Origin of the sequence: Novosphingobium sp. SL115, assembly GCF_026672515.1 — a bacterium.
GTDB lineage: Bacteria > Pseudomonadota > Alphaproteobacteria > Sphingomonadales > Sphingomonadaceae > Novosphingobium.
Window position 1 is genome coordinate 314285 of the sequence record NZ_JAPPRG010000001.1, and the last position, 22349, is coordinate 336633.

Annotated in this window: 17 protein-coding genes and 1 pseudogene; 8 read left to right on the forward strand and 10 right to left on the reverse strand. The window is 63.0% G+C overall.

The window, feature by feature from the left end; genetic code table 11:
• Nucleotides 1–85: 85 nt before the first annotated feature.
• Together OVA07_RS01400 and OVA07_RS01405 are read left to right on the forward strand one after the other, a co-directional pair.
• Nucleotides 86–1399, forward strand: coding sequence for a DUF1254 domain-containing protein (locus OVA07_RS01400; protein ID WP_268169678.1), 1314 nt, complete (start codon nucleotides 86–88; stop codon nucleotides 1397–1399).
• An 84-nt stretch (nucleotides 1400–1483) separates the two neighbouring features.
• Nucleotides 1484–2254, forward strand: coding sequence for a glucose 1-dehydrogenase (locus tag OVA07_RS01405; RefSeq protein WP_268169679.1), 771 nt, complete (start codon nucleotides 1484–1486; stop codon nucleotides 2252–2254).
• Between the two features lie 329 nt (nucleotides 2255–2583).
• Here the strand turns inward: OVA07_RS01405 and OVA07_RS01410 are convergent, their stop codons facing one another.
• Both OVA07_RS01410 and OVA07_RS01415 read right to left on the reverse strand, forming a co-directional pair.
• Complete coding sequence (locus tag OVA07_RS01410) at nucleotides 2584–2886, reverse strand: type II toxin-antitoxin system RelE/ParE family toxin (RefSeq protein ID WP_268169680.1); 303 nt, start codon at nucleotides 2884–2886, stop codon at nucleotides 2584–2586.
• A gap of 2 nt (nucleotides 2887–2888) precedes the next feature.
• Nucleotides 2889–3134: a type II toxin-antitoxin system ParD family antitoxin gene (locus OVA07_RS01415; protein WP_268169681.1), complete on the reverse strand. Its 246-nt coding sequence runs from the start codon at nucleotides 3132–3134 to the stop codon at nucleotides 2889–2891.
• A gap of 160 nt (nucleotides 3135–3294) precedes the next feature.
• On the opposite strand from OVA07_RS01415, the gene OVA07_RS01420 reads away from it, so the two are divergent.
• Nucleotides 3295–3933, forward strand: coding sequence for a tyrosine-type recombinase/integrase (locus OVA07_RS01420; RefSeq protein WP_442789604.1), 639 nt, complete (start codon nucleotides 3295–3297; stop codon nucleotides 3931–3933).
• 258 nt (nucleotides 3934–4191) lie between these two features.
• On the opposite strand, the gene OVA07_RS01425 is transcribed toward OVA07_RS01420, so the two are convergent.
• Entirely contained in the window at nucleotides 4192–5058 is an 867-nt protein-coding gene (locus OVA07_RS01425; RefSeq protein ID WP_268169683.1) for a pirin family protein, read from the reverse strand.
• A gap of 118 nt (nucleotides 5059–5176) precedes the next feature.
• Complete coding sequence (locus tag OVA07_RS01430; protein WP_268169684.1) at nucleotides 5177–6085, reverse strand: LysR family transcriptional regulator; 909 nt, start codon at nucleotides 6083–6085, stop codon at nucleotides 5177–5179.
• Nucleotides 6086–6272: 187 nt separating this feature from the next.
• Between OVA07_RS01430 and OVA07_RS01435 the strand changes: the two genes are divergently transcribed.
• Nucleotides 6273–6722 (forward strand): Rrf2 family transcriptional regulator, encoded by a 450-nt coding sequence (locus tag OVA07_RS01435; protein WP_268169685.1) that lies wholly within the window; start codon nucleotides 6273–6275, stop codon nucleotides 6720–6722.
• 111 nt (nucleotides 6723–6833) lie between these two features.
• Complete coding sequence (locus OVA07_RS01440; RefSeq protein WP_268169686.1) at nucleotides 6834–7478, forward strand: NADPH-dependent F420 reductase; 645 nt, start codon at nucleotides 6834–6836, stop codon at nucleotides 7476–7478.
• Nucleotides 7479–7867: 389 nt separating this feature from the next.
• Here the strand turns inward: OVA07_RS01440 and OVA07_RS01445 are convergent, their stop codons facing one another.
• The 3 genes from OVA07_RS01445 to OVA07_RS01455 are packed head-to-tail and all read right to left on the reverse strand — an operon-like array spanning nucleotide 7868 to nucleotide 11663.
• Nucleotides 7868–9409 carry a DHA2 family efflux MFS transporter permease subunit gene (locus OVA07_RS01445; protein ID WP_268169687.1) on the reverse strand — a complete coding sequence of 514 codons (1542 nt, stop codon included), beginning with the start codon at nucleotides 9407–9409 and terminating at the stop codon, nucleotides 7868–7870.
• A gap of 17 nt (nucleotides 9410–9426) precedes the next feature.
• Nucleotides 9427–10584, reverse strand: coding sequence for an HlyD family secretion protein (locus OVA07_RS01450; protein WP_268169688.1), 1158 nt, complete (start codon nucleotides 10582–10584; stop codon nucleotides 9427–9429).
• 14 nt (nucleotides 10585–10598) lie between these two features.
• Complete coding sequence (locus OVA07_RS01455) at nucleotides 10599–11663, reverse strand: efflux transporter outer membrane subunit (protein WP_326493084.1); 1065 nt, start codon at nucleotides 11661–11663, stop codon at nucleotides 10599–10601.
• A 146-nt stretch (nucleotides 11664–11809) separates the two neighbouring features.
• On the opposite strand from OVA07_RS01455, the gene OVA07_RS01460 reads away from it, so the two are divergent.
• Complete coding sequence (locus tag OVA07_RS01460) at nucleotides 11810–12727, forward strand: TetR/AcrR family transcriptional regulator (protein WP_268169689.1); 918 nt, start codon at nucleotides 11810–11812, stop codon at nucleotides 12725–12727.
• 497 nt (nucleotides 12728–13224) lie between these two features.
• Here the strand turns inward: OVA07_RS01460 and OVA07_RS01465 are convergent, their stop codons facing one another.
• Entirely contained in the window at nucleotides 13225–13773 is a 549-nt protein-coding gene (locus OVA07_RS01465; RefSeq protein ID WP_268169690.1) for an autotransporter outer membrane beta-barrel domain-containing protein, read from the reverse strand.
• Nucleotides 13774–15013: 1240 nt separating this feature from the next.
• Nucleotides 15014–18547: pseudogene (locus OVA07_RS01470) on the reverse strand (beta strand repeat-containing protein); the annotation flags it as partial.
• A gap of 262 nt (nucleotides 18548–18809) precedes the next feature.
• Here OVA07_RS01470 and OVA07_RS01475 point away from each other — a divergent pair.
• Nucleotides 18810–19490 (forward strand): LuxR C-terminal-related transcriptional regulator, encoded by a 681-nt coding sequence (locus OVA07_RS01475; RefSeq protein ID WP_268169691.1) that lies wholly within the window; start codon nucleotides 18810–18812, stop codon nucleotides 19488–19490.
• Between the two features lie 120 nt (nucleotides 19491–19610).
• Nucleotides 19611–21377: an ATP-binding response regulator gene (locus OVA07_RS01480; RefSeq protein ID WP_268169692.1), complete on the forward strand. Its 1767-nt coding sequence runs from the start codon at nucleotides 19611–19613 to the stop codon at nucleotides 21375–21377.
• A 350-nt stretch (nucleotides 21378–21727) separates the two neighbouring features.
• Here OVA07_RS01480 and OVA07_RS01485 read toward each other — a convergent pair.
• On the reverse strand, nucleotides 21728–22349 hold a 622-nt coding region (locus OVA07_RS01485), incomplete at its 5' end, for an oxidoreductase (protein WP_442789605.1).

Consider the following 22349-nt stretch of genomic DNA (forward strand, 5'->3'; position numbering starts at 1 on the left):
AGCCTTTATCAGCGCTGCTCTGCTGTGCGCCATTATGCCAGCAATGATGCCCGCCCAGGCCAGACCTGTCGGACAAATTTCACTCGTGAACGAGGCCGCAATCGAGGAGGCCGCCTATCGCGGCTATGTCTGGGGGATGCCGCTGGTCGAAGCGGCGCTGATCCGCAAACGCTTTACACAGGGGCAATCGGCCAAGGATACCGACACGCCGATCAATGCGTTCAAGCACCGGCGGATGCTGTCCGGCCCCGAAATGCGTGCAGGCGTGGGGCCGAACAACTATACGATCTATTCATCGGCGTGGCTCGATCTTGCGGATGGTCCGCTGATCGTGACCGCGCCTGATTTCGGTAACCGGTACTACGCGTTCTCAATCAACCTTGCAGATTCCTCGTCCGATCAGTCGCTTGGCCAGCGGACGCATGGCGGGCAATTGCCGCCGCTGTTCGTGCATGGGCCAGGCTGGCGCGGCCCCATTCCGCGCGGCATGGTCGATGTGCCGGTTTCGACGCGTTATGTCGGCGTGGCGGGACGCATCCTTGTGCGTTCGCCTGCAGAATATCCCGAAGTCCACGCACTTCAGGATCGGCTCGCCGTGGTTCGCTGGGCCGATTGGCGCAAAGGAAAGCGCATTGCTGCTTCTGCAACACCCCAGCGGGAACTGGCACAAGGCTCAGTCGGCACGCCGCCGGACCTTGCGTTTTTCCATCAACTTGGCGCCATCCTGCAGGATTGGATCGTCCGCCCGCAGGACAAGGCAGCGATTGCAGCGCTGGAGCCCCTTGGCATTTCGCGTAAATCTGGTTTCCAGCCAAACGGTCTCTCTGCTGGCCAACTTTCGGCGCTTGCTCGAGGCTATGCGCGGGCAAAGGAGGACGTGCGCCTCGCCTCGCTGCGCCTGGGCGTTGAACGCAATGGTTGGACCACCAACGATCTTGGCCCGCGTTTCGGCTCGGACAATATGCTGCGCGCCGCCGTGGCCAAAGACCAGATCTTCGTCGCCGTGCCGGAAGAGGCAATCTACCCGATTGCGCGGGTCGATGCTGCCGGGTGCAAACTCGACGGGAGCCATCGCTACCGCATCCGTTTTGCCGCCGGGGAATTGCCGCCCGTCGATGCCTTCTGGTCCATCACCGCGTATGACGATACCGGCTTCATGATCGCCAACAACGCAAACCGCTACTCTGTGGGTGACAGGACGGGCGGCCTTGTTATGGATCGGGACGGCAGTGTCACCATCGAACTTGCCGCAACACCACCGCCGCCGGAACGTGCATCGGCCAACTGGCTGCCCGTGGCCGCTGATGCCCCGTTCTACTTGATGATGCGCCTCTATCGCCCGCAGCCGTCGGTACTCGACCGTACGTGGGTGCCGCCCGCCATCGAACGCATCGATTAACTGCGGCCCTGCTCAATGTGCTGGTTTCCGCGCCCAAGCGGAGGCCGGTAGGCCGTCAACTGAAACAGACGGAAGGACGAAGCAATGCGTTTCAAGGACAAGGTCGTGATCGTCACCGGGGCAGGGTCCGGGCTTGGCCTTTCGACCGTGCAAAGGCTGGCTGGAGAGGGCGCGATACTGGTCCTTGTTGACCTGCGCGAGGACTGGCTGGAGGCCGCGCGCGCTACGCTGCCCGATGGCACGCGCACCACGCTGATCAAGGCAGACGTGGCCGATGTGGCGCAAGTGCAGGCCTACGTTGATGCGACGGTTGCGGAACATGGCCGGATCGACGGCTTTTTTAACAACGCCGGGATCGAAGGCCGCCAGAACCTGACCGAGAACTTTGGTGCCGAAGAATTCCACCGCGTGATTGCGATCAATCTCGACGGGGTGTTCTTTGGCATGTCGGCAGTGCTCAAGGTCATGCGCGAACAGAGTTGTGGTGCCATCGTCAACACCGCATCGGTCGGCGGCATACGCGGGGTGGGCAACCAGACCGGATATGCTGCGGCCAAGCACGGCGTGGTCGGCCTGACGCGCAACTCGGCGGTGGAATATGGACAGTTCGGAATCCAGATCAACGCCATCGCACCGGGCGCAATCATGACCGCAATGGTCGAAGGCTCGCTGCGCCAGATCGGCGGGAATGATTGGGAAGACGTGGGCCGCCAGTTCGTGTCGGTCAATCCGATGAAGCGGTTCGGCCGGCCCGAAGAAGTTGCCGCGCTGGTCGCTTTCCTGCTCTCGGGCGAAGCACTGTTCATCAACGGCGCAACAATTCCCATCGACGGTGGCCAGTCCTACAAATACTGACAAGTGCCAGTGAATGATAGCCGGAGCTTGCTGGACATGCGCGAACACCCCGGCATGAGGCTGATTGCAGGCGGGGCGTTCGTGATGGGGGCAGGTTTGGCTCGGCGACGGTGAATGTATGACTGGTTCCGACGCCGGACGTTAGCCTGCTAAACGTCGCCTTCGCTAGCAACTTCTGCCTATTTTTTGAGGGCCACACCAACGGCAGGTTTGAGCGTACGCCGTCGTCCTTGAAGGCAAAAGGGAATGACCAAAGCTGGTCGACAGGAGAAGTGCCAGGTTGGGGCGGAAACTCTGCTGGATCCCCGCCTGCGCCTACCTCGCCGCGCCTAGCCATCATAATTCGAGGATATCCAATCTTCCCGACCATGCCGTACGCGCAGAATGATGACCTCGCCCTCATTTCCCACATCATAAATCACCAGATGGGCCTTGTAGGGATGCCCGCGAACAGGCGGCGAAATCGCCTCGCGCAGACGCGCGGCATGGGGATAGTCTGCGAGAAACGCGAAAATCGCGCTCAGCCCTTGATGATAGGTGTCGGCTTGAGGCAGACCGAACTGCTCGATTCCCTCAAGAAAGATGGTTGTCAGATCATCGACTGCGGCGCGTGTTAAACGGAAGCGAGGCACGATCAGGCTTGCAAGCCAGCCTGGCTGATCGCCCGCGCCCGGATGTCCGCCATCGTCTCATCACTCAAGCCGCTCGCTCTAGCTTCATCGGCCAGGCGCTGCATGGCGGCAATCTTGTCGGCGCGTTCCTGATCACGACGGATAAGATCGCGCACATAGTCACTGGCATTGCTATACCGGCCAGTGTCAGCTTGCGCTTCCACCCATTGCTTCATCGGGTCGGGCAGTGAGATGTTCATCGTAGCCATGATAGTCTCCAAGGCTAAGGAAATAGCAAAGATTGGCAAAGTCTGTCAATTCATGGTCAGCCCCCTTGAATACAGACCATTGTGAAGCCGACGACTCACAAAATTTCCTCCGGAGGGCCGCAACCGTTCTTCAGAATGGCCAATTCTGGCCAATCGGAGAATGATCATGGAAATATTTGAAACCGTGAATGCGCCCCCCAAGCGCCCAGTCTGGAATGCCGGGCGCACTGTCGGCGCCAAGTGGGCCCTGAAGCCCAAACAAATATGGGAGATCCGATTTTATCTCAATCAGCACCGCCGCCTGCGGGACAGGGCGCTGTTCGACCTTGCGATCGACAGCAAACTACGCGGTTGCGACCTTGTTCGCATGAAAATTGGCGATGTCGTCAGCGGCAGGCAGATCCGCACGCGGGCCATCGTGATGCAACAGAAAACGGGTCGCCCTGTTCAATTCGAACTTCTCCCTGATGCCCGGGCCAGCCTGCTGGCGTGGCTCGAGCGGCGGGGCGGCACAGTCGATGATTTTGTCTTCCCAAGCCGGGTTGATCGCAATGCTCACCTCAGCACACGGCAATATGCCCGCCTTGTCGACGAATGGGTGACGGGGGTGGGCCAGATGCGAAGCGAATATGGCACGCATTCGCTCCGCCGAACCAAGGCCTCGATCATCTACCGGGCGACTGGCAACCTGCGCGCCGTTCAGATCCTGCTCGGCCACAGCAAGATTGAGAATACGGTCCGCTATCTGGGGATCGATGTGGAAGACGCGCTCGCGCTCGCTGAAAACACCGAAATCTGAACCGTCGGCTCCCCGCAGCACAGGCGGGGAGCCGACTTTAGTCACCCTGGGACTATGCTGTCGTTCGCAAATGCCAAGATGAACGACAACCTCTGCCACAAGCGGACGCATCCTTGCCCGGGAGCAATGGTAGCGGCTGTTCAAAGTTCGGCATCGCCAAACTGACTGAACCAGTCCGACCCCGGAGCGGTTACCGACAAAGGTCGGGGCCTGCGCACGCTGTCGCGTCCGCAGCCGTGCCCGATAACATCCGCCGGTTCAGCCGCGAAACACTGGCGTCGGGCCTGACGCGCCTTGCTCTGTCAGCCGCTGAGCAAGCTCAACGATCCGCTTCTCGCCCTGCTGCAATGCTTCCTTGTTGGTATGCACCGAGTAGGTTCCCATAACGAGATCATGCCCATGCTCGATGGCGGATGCCACGACGAAACGGGCGCCAGTTGCCGATGCTTGGAGCGGAATCGCGCCCGTTCCCTCAAGGATCGCCAGTTCACCGGATTGCGCGACGAGGTCGCCGGTCAGGCCGCCATGACTGATCGCCAACCAGGCAACGCTATGCTCGGTCGGGGGCGTGTAAGTCCAGCTTTCGTGCGGGGCGAGCGCCACCAGCAGATAGTTGATCCCGGCAGGCGCCCGCACCGGGCTGACCGCGCCGGCCCATTCGCCGAGGATGACGGTGGCGGGGCCAGCGACCGGCATATCGGCCGCCTCGATATACTGGCTGTCGACAGCAGCATTTTCGAGTTCGGGCGGGAGCGCGAGCCATAGCTGGAAGCCTTTGATCCGGGGCGATGTGCCTTGCGACATCTCCTTGCCGTGCCAAACGCCGCCGCCAGCGCGCATCCATTCCACCCCGCCATAGCCGATCGTTCCCGAACCGCTGACCGGATCGTCGAACCGCAGATCGCCTTCGGTCAGCACTGTCACCGTGGCGATGCCCGAATGGGGGTGGAGCGGCATGTCCCCGATCCGTGCGGCTTCTGGCAAGAACAGGTCGAGGAAGACGAACGGCTTCAGAATCCGTCCCAGGTCGCCCGGGCTCATCAGGCGAATGATCGGGCCATGGCCGTGGCCCATGGTCTTGTAGCGGATGCGGCGGTGGGTCGAGATCGTCGTGGGCGCGTTCATTTCCGGTATCCTTGCACAGCTCGGGTCCGAGCGTTCCCAGCGGTCTTGCCAGATGGGATATCCGCAGGGTAGCCGCTGAAAATCGATCACATCCATCGGTGTGCCCGATGGATGGGCCTCACTCCGCGTTCAGCGCGCAGTGCTTGAGGCGCTCGATCATCCAGCGACCTGCCGGTCCCGGCGGTTCGGCCGTCCTGTAGACCGCTGACATCGTCAGCGTTGCTCCGCCGGGTGGAACATTCTGGATGGACAGTTCCCGCAATCGTCCGTTCTCGAGATCCTGCTTTACCATGTGATAGGGCATGCCGCCCCAGCCCAGTCCCCGCCGCAGGAAGGCATGCTTGGCCGCCAAATCGGCAAGCCGCCAAGTCACGGTTGCCATCACCCCGAACTGCTGGCCATCCGACAGATGCGAGCGATCGGTCAGGACCAACTGCGTGTGCCGCGCCAGCTCTTCAGCCGGGATGGCGCCCCGATATTGACTGAGCGGGTGGCTGGCCGCCGCCACCATCACCAGCTTTACGTCCGCCACACGCTCTGCCGTCAGTCCCGGCGGCAGCACGGGTAGTGACCCGACAATGCCGAACCCTGCCCGGCCTTCCAGAACGGGCTGAACGGCCGAGCCGAGCGCTTCGACATAGAGGCGCAGCGGGATCGAGGGAAACGCGGGCCCGAACTGCTCGGCCACATCGGCGACCACCTCGATCGGCACGAACACATCGACGACGGCCACCAGTTCCGGTTCGAGCCCGCCCGAAATGCCCTTGGCCCGCGCGCGCAATTCATCGAGCGCCGTTACGACCTTGCGGGCATCGGCAATCAGGACCGCGCCTTCGGGAGTGAGCCGGGGATAGCGATTGGTCCGGTCGAACAGCACCACCGCCAACTGGGCCTCGAGATTGGCGATGGATTCGCTGATAGCCGACTGCGTGCGCCGCAGCGCCCGGGCGGCCGAAGAAAAGCTGCCTTCATCAACCACGGCGATGAAGGCCCGCAATTGCCCGAGAGATACCGCGTCGATGGTCAAAGTTCCTCCCATCGGGAAATACGATGGATACAATCGGATAATAGAGGCTTTGCCGGTTGCAGCAAGCGTGGCATTTCCTCTTCAACAGAGCGGGGGTGGCCGACTGCTTCCGGGTTGAAGCCGGATGATCGGCCCCTCGCCCCGAAGTGTCAGCGTGACTGCTACACACCATCAAAGGATTGACTTCGTGCCCACCAGTTCGCGTTTTGTGGTTGCCGTTCACGCCCTTGCTGCGATGGCTGTCAGCGACGGCACACCGATGCGATCGGCTGATCTGGCCGCTTCGGCCAACACCAGTGCTGTCGTTATTCGCGGCTTGCTGTCACGCCTACATCAAGCCGGATTGACGACCTCACAACTGGGCGCGGGCGGCGGCGCCTTGTTGGCGAAGCCTGCCACCAGCATCCGCCTGCTCGACGTCTACAATGCGGTCGAAGACACCCGCTTGTTCACGCTGCATCGCCTCCAGCCAATGCGCGGGTGCTCGGTTGGTGGCAACATTCAGGACGCCCTGCAGCCCATCCTCGACCGCGCCAGCGCGGCAATGGAGGCAGAGCTTGCCCACGTCACCATTGCATACGTAGCCGCAGAAGTCGCCCGCCTGGGGAACTTTGCGATCCCGCTGCGATGGGCATGATTTGCCCATAAATGTAAGCGTGTCGCTTACACAAATATCATCGAGCTTCGGTCAGCCCATGGGGCGCTGCCGTCCCCCTTATCCCTGCCCCATCTTTGAAGGAGACATGACATGACTATCGGAATCGTCGGATCGGGCGCACTCGGCTCGAACCTCGCCCGCGCGCTTGCCAAGGTCGGCTTGACCGCCATCATCGCCAACAAGCGCGGCCCGGCCTCGCTCGCGGCGCTGGTCGAGGAACTGGGCGAGACGATATCCGCAGGCACTGTGGCCGAGGCGGCGAGCGCCGATCTGGTCGTGCTGGCAATGCCGTGGGCCTCACTCAAGGATGTGCTGGGCGGGCTTCCCGCCTGGGAGAATCGCATCGTGATCGACGGCACGAACCCTGTTCTGTTCCTCGAACCGGGCTCGCCGGATGCCAGTGATCCGACCAACCCTCTGGCGGCCTATGGCATCAAGGCAGTCGACCTTGGTGATACCCATTCCAGCGCGGTGGTTTCGCAACTTGTCGCCGGCGCGCGGGTGGTGAAGGCCTTTAACCATCTCGACGTCAACGTCCTGCCTGAACCCCAGGCGGCGGGCGGCCAGCGCGTTCTGTTCTATTCGGGCGACGATGCCGACGCCAAGGCGCAGGTGCGCGCAATCATTGAAGCCATCGGTTTTGTAGCGATCGACCTTGGCACGCTCGATGTCGGCGGTCCGCTGGCATCGCTCCCTTTCGGTGCGCTGGCAATGCACAACTTCGTTCGCATCTGATGCTGCGGCCCGCCGTTCCATTCGGAGCGGCGGGCCACTAGCCGACCCACAGAGATCAGCCTGACAGCATTGAACCGACATGCCGCAAAGGTAGCTGCAGCCCATCTGCGGCCACAACCGCGTCCGAAGTGAGATCCCGACCGCGGCATGGCTGGTTTGAGCGAAAACAGACGTTCGATATGGCGATCGCAAACGGCCTGATTTGGTCGCGTGCTACCGGAAGCGGAACGCCGCTTCGTGGGACAATGCGGCCATTCCCGAACACCATCGCGAACGGCAGCTTCCAGGTGAAGCGGCCGTTCGCAGGGCGGCGCCGGTGACGTCCTCCAACGAGAATGGCTACTCATTCTCCACTTGATCACTCAGGGAGAATTGAGGGATTGTCTTCCTCAATGGCCGCCACTCATGTCGAGCGGTCCCTTGGGTTTGGGTGCCAACCAGATGAGCACCGCTGCCACAACAAAACAAAGCGCGATAGCTGCGAACATGTTGAGGGTCGCGAGCATCGTGCTCTGGTACTCGACCACCCCTGACAACATCGTCGTCGCCATATCGGGGGACATGCCCTGCGCCTGCATCGTGTCGAGCGTCGCCTGACCCTGCGACATGGCGCCGACCAGTTCGGCCTGATTCTCGCGGGTCGCGTTGCCCCACCCGGTCTGGCTGATTGAGGCGGCGAACGCGCCGGCAACGGTACGCATGAAGTTGGAGATGCCAGCGGCGTCGGCTTGCTCCTCAGGATCGACGCTCGCCATGCACAGCCCCGTGACAGGAATGAAGAACATCATCAGGAACGGCCCGGTCGCGAGCATGGGCCACGCCATCTGCCAGAAGGTCATGTCGGGCGTGAACCCCATACGCCAAACCGAGATGAGGCCGAGACCCAGCACGCCGATCGAGACGATAAGTCGGGCATCGATCTTCTCGGCGAATTGGCCGATCACGGGCGAACTTAGCACCGCGAAGATGCCCATGATGCCGGTGGCATAGCCCGCCCAGGTGGCGGTGTAGCCCATATTCTGCTGCAACCAGAGCGGGATAAGCACGACCGTTGCGAAGAAGGCGCCGAACGCCACCGAATAGGTAAGCGAGGCGGCGACGAACCCGCGATGGCGAAAGACGCGCAGATTGACGATCGGGTGTCGGTCGGTCAGTTCCCAGATCAGGAAGGCGATAAAGCCGATAGCCGCGATAATCGCGAGCGTGCGGATTTCTGTAGCGGCGAACCAATCGTGGTTGCGGCCCTCGTCGAGCATGATCTGCAGGGCGCCGACCCAGACGATCATCAGCACGAGGCCGACAATATCGATCCGCGCCTTGACCAGTTCCTCGAGCTGACCGCGGAAGAGGTAGAGAAGGCCGATCCCGCCACCCAACGCGATGGGGATGTTGATGAAAAAGATCCACTCCCACCCGATATTGTCGGAAATGATCCCGCCCAGGATCGGCCCCGCAATTGGCGCGACCGTCGTCGTCATTGCCCAAATAATCATCGCGATGGACGCTTTTTCGGGCGGGAAGATGCGCAGGAGCAAGGTCTGCGAAAGCGGAATGATCGTGCCACCGGCGAGGCCAAGCAGCACGCGGCCGCCGATTAGCACGCCCAGCGTGCCGGACAGGCCGCACAGCAGCGATAGTATACCAAAGGCGATGTAGGAGGAGGTGAACACCTTCTGCGCGCCGAAGCGGCGCGAGAGCCATCCCGTCAGCGGCACGGTAATCGCTTCCGCGACAGCATAGGAAGTGATGACCCAGGTCGCCTCCGACACCGACACGCCGAGCGATCCCGCGATATGCGGGATCGAGACATTGGCGATCGTGGTGTCCAGCACGACCAGGAAGTTGCCCATGCCGATCAGGATAGCGGCAAGAATGAGCTTGCCGCCGGTGAGCGGCCCGGATTCGGCAGGCAGGGTCTTGGCCTCGGCCATGGCGGGCACCTTTCAGCTCAATTGGAGAGGTCGACGTCGGCAGTCATCGACAGCCCGACCCTCAAAGGATGTTCCCTGAGCTGCGCGGGATTGAGCCTGATCCGCACGGGCAGGCGCTGCACCACCTTGATCCAGTTGCCGGTCGCATTCTGCGCCGGCACCACGGCGAAGGCCGAGCCGGTGCCGCCCGAGAAGCCCACCACCGTGCCGCGGTAGACGACATCGCCGCCATAGAGATCAGAGGTGAGCGTAACGCGCTGGCCGGGCTTCACGCGGCGAAGCTGCCCTTCCTTGAAGTTGGCATCGACATAAGCGGCCTGCACCGGCACCACCGCCATCATGTTGGCTCCGGCCTGCACGCGCTGGCCGACCTGCACCTGACGGCGCGAGACGATGCCGTCGACCGGCGCACGGATGATCGTGCGCTCGAGATCCACCCGCGCCTGATCGCGCGCAGAGCGAGCGGCGAGAACTTCGGGATTGGTATCGACCGTCGTATCGGCGATGAGGGCGCGGTTGGCATCGCGGCTGCCGATCGCCGCCGTGCGATTGGCCGAGGCCTGCGCCCTTGCCGCTTCCGCCGCCTTGAGATTCGCCGCGGCGGTGCTGCGAGCGTTGCGCGCCGTGGTCAGCTCCTCACCCGACACCGAGCCGGACGCCGCCAGCGCCTCGCGGCGGTCGAGGTCGATCTTCGCGCGGGCAAGGTCGGCGCGGGCCGCCACTAGCTGAGCGTCCGCCCGAGCCTCATCGGCCGCCCGCGCCGTGACCTGAGCGCCAAGGCCCGTGTCGGTCGCGGTGAGCCCACGAACCTGGCGCTCGGCACGGCTCAGGTCCGCCTCCGCGCGCGCGAGCGCGAGCTTGGCATCGGTGTCGTCGAGCCTGACGAGAATGTCACCGCGCCTCACCGCGACGGCATCGTCGACCAGCACCTCGCGCACAGCGCCGGCTATCAGCGGCGTCACCTGCGCGACATTGGCGCCGACATAGGCATTGTCGGTCTCGACATGACGCGAGGCAATGAGGACGTCATAGCCATAATAGCCGCCGCCAAGCACGATGATGGCGGCGCCAAGGCCGAGGAAGAGCCGCTTGCGTTTGGCGCTCGATGCAGCGTCAGTCTTGTCCTCTTCGGACGTCTCGGGCCCGGTTTCGGCGGCGGAGGGGGCTTGGATCATGATCGGGATCTCCTTCAGGAGCGATAGCCGCCGCCAAGGGCGCGGATGAGAGCAACGTCGAGGGCAAAGGCGCGGGCCTGGAGCGCAGCCACGCTTCGGCGCGCCGCGATCAGCGCATCTTCGGCCGACAGAACGTCGAGCGCGGTGGCAAGACCGCCGCGATAGCGGTTGTCGGCGACAGTCCAGGCCGCGCTGGCGGCGCGCTCGGCGACTTGCGCGCGGTCGAGCCGTTCGCAGAGCGCGCGTTCGCTCGCCGCCGCATCGGCGACCTCGCGCAGCGCCTGCACCAGCGCTCCGTCATATTGCGCCACCGCCGTTCGATAGTCCGCCTCGGCGGCGCGATAGCGACCGCGCAGCCGCCCGCCGTCGAAAATCGGCAGGGTGAAGGCCGGCCCCACCGTGCCGAACTCGGAACCCGACTTGAACACATTGTCGAGTCCGAGCGCCTGCAGGCCGATCAACCCGGCGAGGTTCACGTTGGGATAGAAGGCGGCGCGCGCCTCGTTGATCCGGCTCGCCGACGCTTGCGCGCGCAGCTTGGCCGCGATGATGTCGGGCCGGCGCCCGATCAACTCGGCGGGCAGATTGGCAGGCAGGCCATAACCCGCCGATGCAGCGACCATCGGCCGGTTGATCGTCAGTCCGCGATCCGGACCGGCGCCCAGCAGGACCGCGATCCGGTGACGGGTCAGCGTCAACGATTCCCCCAGCGCCGCGCGCTCGCCCTCGGCCGTAGCGAGCGCCGAACGGGCGCGCTCGATGGCGCCGGTGTTTTCCAGTCCGCGTTGCCGGCGCCTTTCCATAAGCTCGAGCGTGCGCCGGCGCACGGTTACGGCGCGTTCGGCCGCATCCTGCTCGGCATGGAGGCCGGCAAGATCGGCATAGGCGCTGGCGATCCCCGCCGAAACAGCGAGACGCGCGGCAGCGGCTTCCGCGCTGGCGGCCTCGGCTTCCGAGCGTGCGGCCGCGAGGGCCGCGCGATTGCGGCCGAAGAAGTCGAGTTCCCAATCGAGCCGGACCGTTGCCAGGCCATAATCGGGCCAGCCCTTTTGGGGCGACAGCCTCCGGGAACAGGTAATTGTAGCTCTGCTTGGTGGCGCCGGTCTCGCCGCCTGCCGTCACAGATGGCGACAGGTGGCTGCGCGCCTCGCCGATCAGCGCCTGAGCCCGTGCGAACCGCGCCTCAGCGACACGCAGGTCGGTAGCGCCCGCCAGCCCTTCCGTGATGAGCGTATCGAGCTGCGCATCGCCAAAGCCGTCCCACCAGCGGTCAGAGGGCCAGGCCGCCTGCGGTGCGGCGAGGCTGGCAGCGCTGGCGAAATTTTCAAGAGCTGCCGGCGGTGGCCGCTCGCCCTTGGGCGGCAGCGTCGCGCAACTGGAAAGCAGAATGACGGCCGCTGCAGCAACGAGATTGCCGGACGCCGAGGGATGGAAGCTACGCATGACTTGGCCCCTAAAACCGTACAGGACGGTCATTATTCGCCACTGGTTGCGGGAGTCAATGGAAAAGCGTACAGGTCGGTTCGAAAAAGGAGCAGCGATGCGAGTCAGAACAGATAGCCGCCGGCAGGCGATCCTCGAGGTCGCGACCGAGATTTTCCGAGAGGTCGGCTATGCACGCGCCAGCATGGCGATGATCTCGGCACGCTTGGGCGGATCGAAGGGCACGCTCTACGGCTACTTCAAGTCGAAGGAAGATCTGTTCGCGGCCGCGATGATGGCCTTGATGGAGGATCAGGCCGACGAGACCATCAAGCTCCTCGACCAAGGTAATGTCGACCTGCGCAGGGTCCTGTGCACATTCGGCAATGCCTATCTGGCGCTGCTGACATCGCCCGATGCGCTCGCCGTGCTGCGTACCGCAATCGCCGAAGGCATGAATTCGGATCTTGGGCAGACACTCTACAGGCTTGGCTGCGAGCGGTCGTGGAACGAGGTCGCGGCCTATATCGACCACCTGCAGAGTAATGGCCTGATCCGCGAAGCGACCCCGATGGTCGCAGCAGCTCACCTCAAGGGACTGCTCGAAACCGGAATCGTCGAGCCCAAATTGTTCGGTGCGCGCACTTGGTTCGAGCGCGGGGCCGCGGTCGATGAAGCAGTCGACGTATTCCTGCGCGCCTATGGGGCGGACCGGGCCTAGGCCTCTTCAGCGCACCGGTTTGGCTGGCCTGTGGGCCTCATCCCGTATCGTCATGGCTGATCCCGCGTTGCTGAATCGTCGCGGGCATATGGATCGCCAGATAGTCGATCAGGCTGCGCCTCGAGGGCAGCATGCCGCGCGGGGTTGGATAGACCAGATGAATGATATGTTCGTGCCCGGCCCATTGGGGGAGAACCCGCTCAATTGAACCAGCGAGCAACGCTGCACTGAACCGCACCAGCTTTACTGGAGGCTTTTGCTCTCAAATACCTTACCTGGCATCGCCATTGAACAGCCGAGTTTCTCCGAAGCGGTCGTTCCCATGCGAACCGCGAGCGGCGACATTTGGTCGCGTGCTGCCAGAAGCGGAATGCCGCTTCTGGGACGACGTCGTCATTTGATCGCTTGTCCTTAAATCGCCGTTTGTGCACAGACTTGCCTTCGCCCCCCTAACCAAATCACGTTGCCGAATCCCCAAAAGCGGGAGCAGGCGATCCTCAGAACCGGTAGCTCAGCCTTATGTTGCCATCGAACTGGCCTTCGCGCGTTGCGATGGCTGCCCCAAGATTGCCGCTGATCGCCCAATTCTTGCCGATCGCAAACTCGGTGCGAGCATCGATGCGCGCGCCGCCACTGCTGCCCTGCGCGGCACGCACCGTATGGGCTGCTGGGGCCCCGGCCATTGCGAGATCAACGCTGGTGATCAGGCGATTGCGGTCGACATAGCGCGCCGACAGTTCGGCAAAACCTGTACCGATGGAGCGCCGGGCAAAGCCGCCCACGCCAATGCGCGTCCAGTTGTCGCGCTTGCCCGCACCTGAAAGATTGAGCGCGTCTGCGCCGGTCTCCGCGATCCGGCCCAGTCTAGTCGAAACATAATCGATGCTGACCAGCGGCCCTGCAGCCATCTTGTCATTGCCGATGCCATAGCGCGCCTCGGCGCTGGCCGCTGTGGTGCGCAGATCGACGCTGGAAAGGGCTGAGCGCGCGATGGAGCCGAACGCGATCTGGCGTGTGACCGCAGCATCGGCATCGGCATAGACCACGCTGGCAACCGTGCTGAACCCGGCGGCGCCGGTGCCATAGCGGCCGTAAGCGCCGATGTGCCCAGGCATCGGTCTTTGCGCGCGAACCGCGTGCGGCCAGATGCACGTTGCCATCCTGCCAGCCGCCGCCGATCCCGATAGCCCATGCGTCGTCGGCTTCGCGATAATCGAGGCCCGATTCCAGCCCGAAGCTGTCGGCCTTGCTATAGGCACCGTTGCGATCCGTATCCGCATCAACATTCGCGCGCTCACCCAGAACGCCGCCCCACAGGACAAGCCCTTCGTTGCCCTTTGCAACGCCGCGCGCGGCCAGCCGGCCGGTCAGAGCCATGCCGGCGCGCTGGCGTCCTGCCAGCAGGGTCGGGTAGATTTCGCCGGAACTGGCATCGAAGGTTGCACGGGCAGCATCTGCATCGAGGATCAGAATGGCGTTGTAGACGGCCAGTGCATCGCTCCCTACCGCCCGGCTGAAGTCCTTGAGCGCCGATGAGGCTTCGCGCTGATTGAAGGTTAGCGCCACATCGGGAAACTGGCGGATGACGGTGGTGGTGAGGAACGCTCCGGTCGAATCGTAACCAAGCGCAAAATCGAGGAAGGCCGAAGTTTCGGTCAGACCGACAAAGGTTCCCGTGCGCCCGCCTGCCGCATTGACGATACGATAGACGGTGCCATCGGTATAGGTCAGGTCAGGGTCGAGCGCGGTCACGGCAACAGTGCCGCCTTCGATCAGCGCCCGCCCGCCTGCATCGATGCGATCGGCACCGCGGCTGGCGGCAACATCGATGAGCAAGGTTGACCCTGCGCGGATGGTCAGATCGCCCGTGACATTGAACGTGCCGATCGCGCCCGCTGCCGCGCCGGGACTGAAGGTTCCGGCCAGATCAAGGCTCCCGGCCCGCCCGGCGCCAGTCAGTGTGGCAGGCGCGGCAACGGTCAGCAGGCCGCCCAGCGATCCGGGCAGGGCGAGGCTGCCCGCAGCCAGCGTCGTGCTTCCGGCAAAGGCGCTGCTGTTGCCTGAAAAGGTGCGCGCGCTCGTGCCGGTCAGCCGCAGATTGCCGGTGCCGCCGATGGCACCTGACAGCGTCAGGGCGTTGCTGCCGCTGTCAATCGTGCCGCCGCTGGCGCTGATGGTGAAGCCGCGTGCCGATGTGAGTGCAGCGCTGTTGCGCAAGGTTGCGCCAGCCAGCGTTACGGTGCCCGCAGATGCACCCAAGGCTTCGTCGTTGGCAATTTCCAAGGTGCCGCCCGTAACGCGCGTACCGCCTGCGTAGGTGTTCGCTCCGGAAAGCACCAGCGTGCCAAGATCGGTCTTTTCCAGCTTCGCCGTGCCGGTCAGTGATGAGGCGATGGTTGCGGTAAAGCCTGCGCCCGCCGCCGTGCCATCGCCCACACGCATCGTCGCAAGGGTGCCATCCAGCGCCACAGCGCCGCCTTCGATGCGGTAGCCGTTGCTGGCAAACTGCAGGCCTGCGGTTGCGCGCACGGCGCCGCCTGTGTTGTCCACGGTCACCGTGCCCGGCGTGCCTGTAAAGATCAGCAATTGCGCTGGATCGGCGACCCCGTTGCTGCTGCCATCACCAACGGTCCAGTTGGTGGTGTCGGCGCGCCATGTGGCCGTACCGCCATTGACCGCGCCATTGCCGGCGGTGTTTGCGCCGTCCCAGAAGGTAAAGCTGGTGAACGGGGCTGCAACCAAAAGATTCACCTGATTGGCCACCGAGGTTTGCACCGCAAGGTCTGCTGCAGTGAAGCCTTCAGGTATCAGGCCAAGACCAAGCCCGTTATCGGTCAACATGCCGCTGTAGTTGATCAGGCGATAAAGACCCGCGCCAAAACCGCCCGCATCGTTCACGTCAAGCGTGCCGCCGAGCGTCAGATTGCCGCCCACGTTGATCAGGTCACTGGCAATGCCCGCCTCGCCAGCGGGATCGCCCAGGTCGAAGGCCAGGATCGAGGCATCGGTAAGCGCAAGATCGCCATCAATGGTGAGCAGTCCCACCGGGCTGGCCGATGGCGCTGCGGCCAAAGCTTGGACGGCAAACCGCCCGGCTTGCGGGGCTTCGATCACCCCGCCGGGTGAGACGATGGCATCATCCACCGCCACTGAACCGCCGATGCGCCCCGCGCCGGACAGCGTGGCTGCGCCGCCCATCTGGATGGTGGAAAGCGCCGACCCCAATGTTCCATCAACTGCGAGTTCGCCGCCGGTCAGCACCGATGTGCCATCAAAGTCCGAAGAATCACCGCTCAGCCGCAGTTGGCCCGCGTCCTGTTTGGCAAAAATCCCTGAACCCAAAAGCGCGCCAGTAAATTCGCCATCATCGGCTTGCGTGAACAGCAAGGTGCCATCGCTGCCGATGGTGATATCGCCCTGAAGGCTGTTGGCATCGCCCTGCAGCTTGCCATCGGCAATCTCGGTGCCGCCGGAATAGGTGTTCGCGCCCGCTAGAATCAGCGTGCCGAGATCGGTCTTGAGCAGGCCCGATGCACCGACCAGCCGGGATTGGATGGTGGCGACAAACCCGGTGCTGGCATCAGTGCCATCGCCAACGCGCACGACGGTTTGCCCGGGCAGCGGGCTGCATTCGCCACAGGGCTCGGTTGCAGCCAGAACGATGTCATCACCGGTCAGCGTATAGCCGGTGACGGCAAACTGCATCCCGGTTTCGAGCCTGATCGCGCCTTGCGACCCATCGACGGTGACTGTTCCTGCACTGGCAGAAGGGGTGGCGGCGACGATTTGCGTGCTGACCCGCTGGAAGGCCTGGAATTGCTCTGCCTCGTCCGCAGTGCTGATGGTGAAAATCAGCAGGTCTTTCGGGTTATACGCCCCGTTGGCTGTGGCCGCCGTCGTGGACCAATTGGTGCCGGTGGCGGTCCAAGTGCCGCTGCCCCCTTCGATCCGGCCGTTGGCGCTTGTGGCGCTGCCATTCCAGAAGGGGAACGATGTGAGCGTCGGGGCTGTCACGATCAGGTTGACCTGCTGCGCGACCGAGGTTTGCACTTCAAAGTCTGCGGCACCGAACCCTGTAGGCACCACGCCTACCTCCAAACCGTTGTTGGTCAGCGTGCCGCGATAATCGATCAGCCGATAAAGCCCGGCACCAAACCCGCCCACATCGGTCACATTCAGCGTGCCGTCGAGCGTCAAGCTGCCGCCGGTATTGATCGTGCCCAGCGTGATGAGGTCACTGCCAACGCCCGGAGATCCGCTTGCGCCAAGTTCGTATTCGAGCACGGAGGCGCTGGTGAGAGCGAGGTTGCCGAGCCTGAGCGTGCCGATCCCCCCACTGCCCGGGGCGATGATGCCATCGGTCACAGCGACCAAAGCTTCAACCGTGCCGCTGCCGCCCAGCCTACCGCCGGTTTGCACGGCAACGGTGCTGGCGCGAAGAAGTCCGTTTGAAAGCAGCGTGCCCCCGCTCAACTCCACGCCGCCATTGACAAAAGCGCCGCCTGAATTGGCCGATGTCAGAACCGTCGTGCCGGACCTGTGCAGAATGCGCCCCGAACCGCCAATGGAAGCGCCGACCGTGAGGCCGGAATTGGTATGATTGAACACCAACCGCGAATTGGGTTCGTTGAGGGTAATGCTTGGCGCGGTCAAGGTGCCCGCTGCCGCCGCTGCCGCGCGGTCAGCCGCGCCGATGTTGAGCAAGCCGTCCTGGAACACGCCGATGGCGGCCGCGGACAGATTGGTTGCCTGAAGCGTCGCGGTACCGCGCACGCTGAAGTTCGAACCAACCGTAATCGTGCTATTGTCCGCTGTCAGTGTTCCGCCAGGGCTGATGCTGAGGCCACCCGCATTGAACGTTGCCGTGGCCGCCAATGTGCCATTGCGGACCGTGGCAGTGCCCCCCACGGTCATGGTGCCATGGCTGAAAGAGCCGCCGTTTTCGACCAGCAAGGCGCCGTTGATGCCAATGGCAGACGTGCTCACAAATGATGAGTTGGCCCCGCTCACCGTGATGCTGCTGCCCGACCGAACCGTATCGGACCGGCTCCCGGTGACTTGGCCGCCATCAAGAATATTCAGCGTGCCGCGTCCCGCATTTTCGTCAGTGCTGCCCAGCGTCAGGTCGTTAGAGCCAAGATCGAGCTGCGATCCAGCCCCGGAAATCAACAGCACGCCATTGCTGCCCGCAGCCACGCCGATATTTGCCGATCGCGCGGTCAGGCGCGCTCCGCCCAGCACTTCGACAAGGCCGGTGGTGCCCCGACTGCGCGCAATCTCGAGCGGGCCAAACACTGTGACCCTCGACCCCGTGCCAAGAACGCGAAGGGTGCCATTGCCGCCAATGGCATTTGTCGTCTGCGAGCCGCCGACAGACAATATCCCGAAATTCACTGAGTCCCCCACCTCCAGTGAGCCACCTTGCTGGACGGTCAGGCTTCCCGTGCCGGATTCGCCGATGGTCAGCGATCGGGCGGTGTTATTCTGGCCTGCACCAATGACCGCTTCGTTGGTGTCCGTGTTGATCGACACGCTGCCTGGGCTGACGGGTACCGTGCCGTCGTTCCAGTTGGTGGGTGTGTTGTAATCCGTGTTCGTGCCACCCACCCAGCTCTGCGCCAGCGCTGCGCCGGGCAGTGTCAGCGCGCTTCCGGCCATGAGCATGGCGACCAGGCGCTGACAGGATTGCCGCTTACGGGCCTGTTTGGTTGCGGTCATGGCGTGCGTGATCATGGTGCTGTTCCCCTGTTCCTTTTGCCGCCGGAACCCTGAGGCTCGGCAGCCCCCCTGCCTGAAAGCGGGGCAGCAGTGGCCCGCCATTCGGTGCGAAGACTTCGTCTGAAGGGATGGTGGCAGATGGAGATGCGCAGCACATCGGCCAGACGGCTTAGCCGGATGGCTTAAGTCGTTGTCTGACAATCATTACGGAGATGATTTCAAACAATAGGAGGTTCCGGGCGATGCTGATGACAGCAATTCAATCGTCAGCTTGTGTTTCTGCTTGTGCCAACCTAGAGCTTTCATCCGAAACTGCCGTGGCGGATCGCCTGTGCGTTATTGACGCTGTCCGGGGGGATACATCGTGGAAGTTCTGGTGTGTGACGATCACCCGATTGTTGCAGGTGCCATTGCCTTGATGATCGAGAATGCGCTCGAAGCGCAAACTCTTGTCGTTCACAATTACCAGCACGCCGCTGAAATTGCCTTGAAGCACCGCGATATCGGTCTGTGCTTGCTGGATATACATATTCCCGGAGACGATGCCCGGACAGGGATAAAGGCGCTGCAGATGGCCTTGCCAAAGGCGCGGTTCATGCTGTTTTCCGGTTCGGCCGATGAAGCAGATCTGATGATGGCGCTGGACCTGCAGATGCACGGTTTCCTGCCCAAATCCTCGGCGCCTCCGGTGGCCGAAGCGGCGGTGCGGCTGGTGATGGCAGGCGGGGTCTATCTGCCCAGCGGCATTGGGGAATTGGCTATGCGCAACGCCAACGCGGTGCGTTCTTCAACTGATCCCATTCCCGCAACCGCCGCATTTACGCCGCTGGCAGAGGCAGGCCATGCAAGCTTGACCAGTCGGCAGATCATGGTCTTGGAGCACGTATCGGCCGGGCGATCGAACAAGGAAATTGCGCGCGAACTTGATATATCGCCGGCCACGGTCAAGGTGCACGTTGCGCAGATCATTGCCGTATTGGGCGTTGCCAACCGGATCGAAGCCGGCGTGCGGGCGCGCGCGCTGGGACTGATCGGCGCGTCCTGATCGTCCCTTGCGGCAAATCGCAAGGGGAAAAATGGCTTAGCCAGATGGTTTAGCTGCTTGGCCGGGGTGGTTGCTTCTGATCGAAACACAGGCCAGACATCGTGCGGCGGAGGGCATCGCATGAGCAAGCCGGACACGGCCAAACCACGGCAAGCGACCGAACATCAGCGCATCCGCGCGGCTGAATCGCGCATCGAATTCACCGTGGCCGGGCTGATGACGTTCCTTATCGCGGGCACCTTCATTTACGTCCATTTGTTGTTCAAGCCGGTGGTGCCGCCTGAAAACCTGATGCTGTGGACAGGGTTCATGGGCTTTGTCATCGTGCTGCTGATTGCGCTGCCGCTGACTGTCCTGATCCGCCGCCCTGATGATCTGGAACTGGCGACTATCTGGGCGCGGGCCGGAAACGTGGTGACCGCGCTGTTCGATCTGGCGGTCGCGTCCGCCGTCTGGCTGTTTTTCCCTTACGCCAGCGAACAATTGCAGTTGCTTATGGTGGTATTCTTTTGTGCCACCATCAGTGCGCAAGTCATCACTACGGCAGAGGCGATCGGCAACATCACCTTTGCGGTGGTGGCCGTTCTGGGTTCGACCGCCGCATTCTTTCTGCAGGGCAATTCAAGCTACGCAGTCGCGCTGGCGGTGTTTCTGACCGCCTATGGCCTGCTGATGATCGGCGTGGCACTGACGCTGAAATACGCCGTGCGCAGCGCGATCAAATCGCGGCTGAAGGCGGAAGAAGCCTCCGCCGACCTCGCCCTGGCGCTGGAACAAGCGCAGAAGGCTCGCGATGATCGCACCACCTTCATAGCCGCCGCCAGTCACGATCTGCGCCAGCCCTTGCAGGCCGCGATGCTGTTTTTCCAGCAGCTGCAAATGAACCCCAAGGCGCAGCTGCGCGCGCGGGCAGAAACCGGCGTGCAGCAGGCCTTCCAGGAGGCAAACGCGCTGCTTGATCGGATGCTGGAGCACCTTCGGCTGGAAAGCGGTACGATGCCGACCGCAATCTGTGCGGTCGACCTTGCACCGTTGATCGCCACTATGGCCGCCGAGCATGAAGTGATCGTACGCAACGCGGGAATGCGGCTGCGTGCCTATGGCGGTTTCCACCGCGCCCGCACTGACCCCCACCTGCTGTCCCGTATCCTTCGCAACCTGCTTCACAACGCCTGCACCCATGCGCAGGGCGAGAGGTTGCTGATTTTCACCCGGCAGATCGGCAATCGCGTCCGCATTTATGTGATAGACGACGGGATCGGCTTTGGTGATCATGCTGAAACCTGCTTCGAGCCCTACGTTCAGGGCGCTGTCGCGCGCGGAAAGGCGCAAGGTATGGGCCTCGGTCTTGCGGTCGCGCGCGAGATGGCCCGGTTGGTCGGTGGCAGCTTGGGCCTCGACACGCGCTGGACGGCTGGCGCGGCGGTGTACATCGAACTGCCGATGCTTCCCAACATCAAGACACCGGCGATCCCGCGCCCTCCCAAATCCGCCGGACGTGAAGCGCTGGCGAACCTGCGGATCGTCATGATCGACGATGACGAGGGCGCTCGCACCGCGCTCGCAGATCTGCTTGGTCTGCTTGCCGGCAACGTCCGCGCCGTCGCCTCATTGGCCGAACTTGCTGCGCTTGATGATGCACCGGCAGACCTGATCGTGTCAGACTGGCATTTGGCCGATGGACACCTGGGTGATGAGGCCGTGTCACTGGCCCAGCGCAAATGGCCGGGTATTGCAGCCGTTTTCATTACCGGCGATGGATCACCCGAAACCTTGCACGCCATGTCTGCCTCGCAAATCCCGGTTTTGTGGAAGCCGACCAATATCGATGAGCTGGGCATTATCGCAGCCAAAACCATCCAGATGCAGCGCGAGGATGCCTCGTAGCTTCCCGAACGCTCGAAAAAGGCCGTTCTGGCGGAATTCTTGATCGGGAGCTTTTAGCGCAACCGGACCTTCATGATGTCCAAGATAGGGGGCGTACTTTGGTCGGCTGCCGTCGGGAAACGAACGCCGTTTGGTCGGTCTCACCTGCTGTTGGCTTTTGAGCCTGCGAACTGCTGCTTCTCAGGCTGGCGTTATCATTGGCATGCTTTGGGGCGAGCCAAAACGGACGTAACGGCTGCGGCAGCTAATAAGCGACCAGTCCAAAGCGGCTGCTTCCTGGCCATCGACCGTCATTTTTGTCCACGACAGCCCGTCGAGACGGAGCCGCGCCAAGCGCGGCCCCTTCTTTCTCAGACAGCTTCTGCCATTGTAGAATAATCGACATATCCCTGTTCGTTGCCGCCAAAATAGCTGGCGGGATCGGCCTGGGCCAACGGCGCACCCACTTTCAACCGGGCTACGAAATCGGGGTTGGCCAAGATCATCTGACCATACGATTCCAGATCGGCGAGACCTGACGCCACGTCAGTGCCGATGTCCTCACGCGGGCGACCAGGACGGTTGAGGATCAGCGGTTGCCTCCAGATCTGGCGAACGTCGCCGAGCAGCGGTTCGTCGCCCTGGTGCATGATGTGCAGGTAGGCGAGACCCAGCTTGTCCAGTTCGGCGACCAGATGCCGGTAGAGCGCGGGGCCTTCCGGGCCTTCGTCGATCCCCCACATCGTCGTCCCCGGCGAAAGGCGAATGGCCGTGCGATCCGCCCCGATCTCCTCGGTGATGGCCGTGGCGATCTCGATGGCGAAGCGGACGCGGTTCTCGATCGAGCCGCCATAGAGATCGGTACGCGTGTTGGCGCTCGGAGCGAAGAACTGCTGGATCAGGTAGGCGTTCGCGCCATGGATCTCGACGCCATCGGCGCCGGCTTCGATCGCGCAGCGCGCCGCATGCCGGAAATCCGCGACCGTCTGGCAC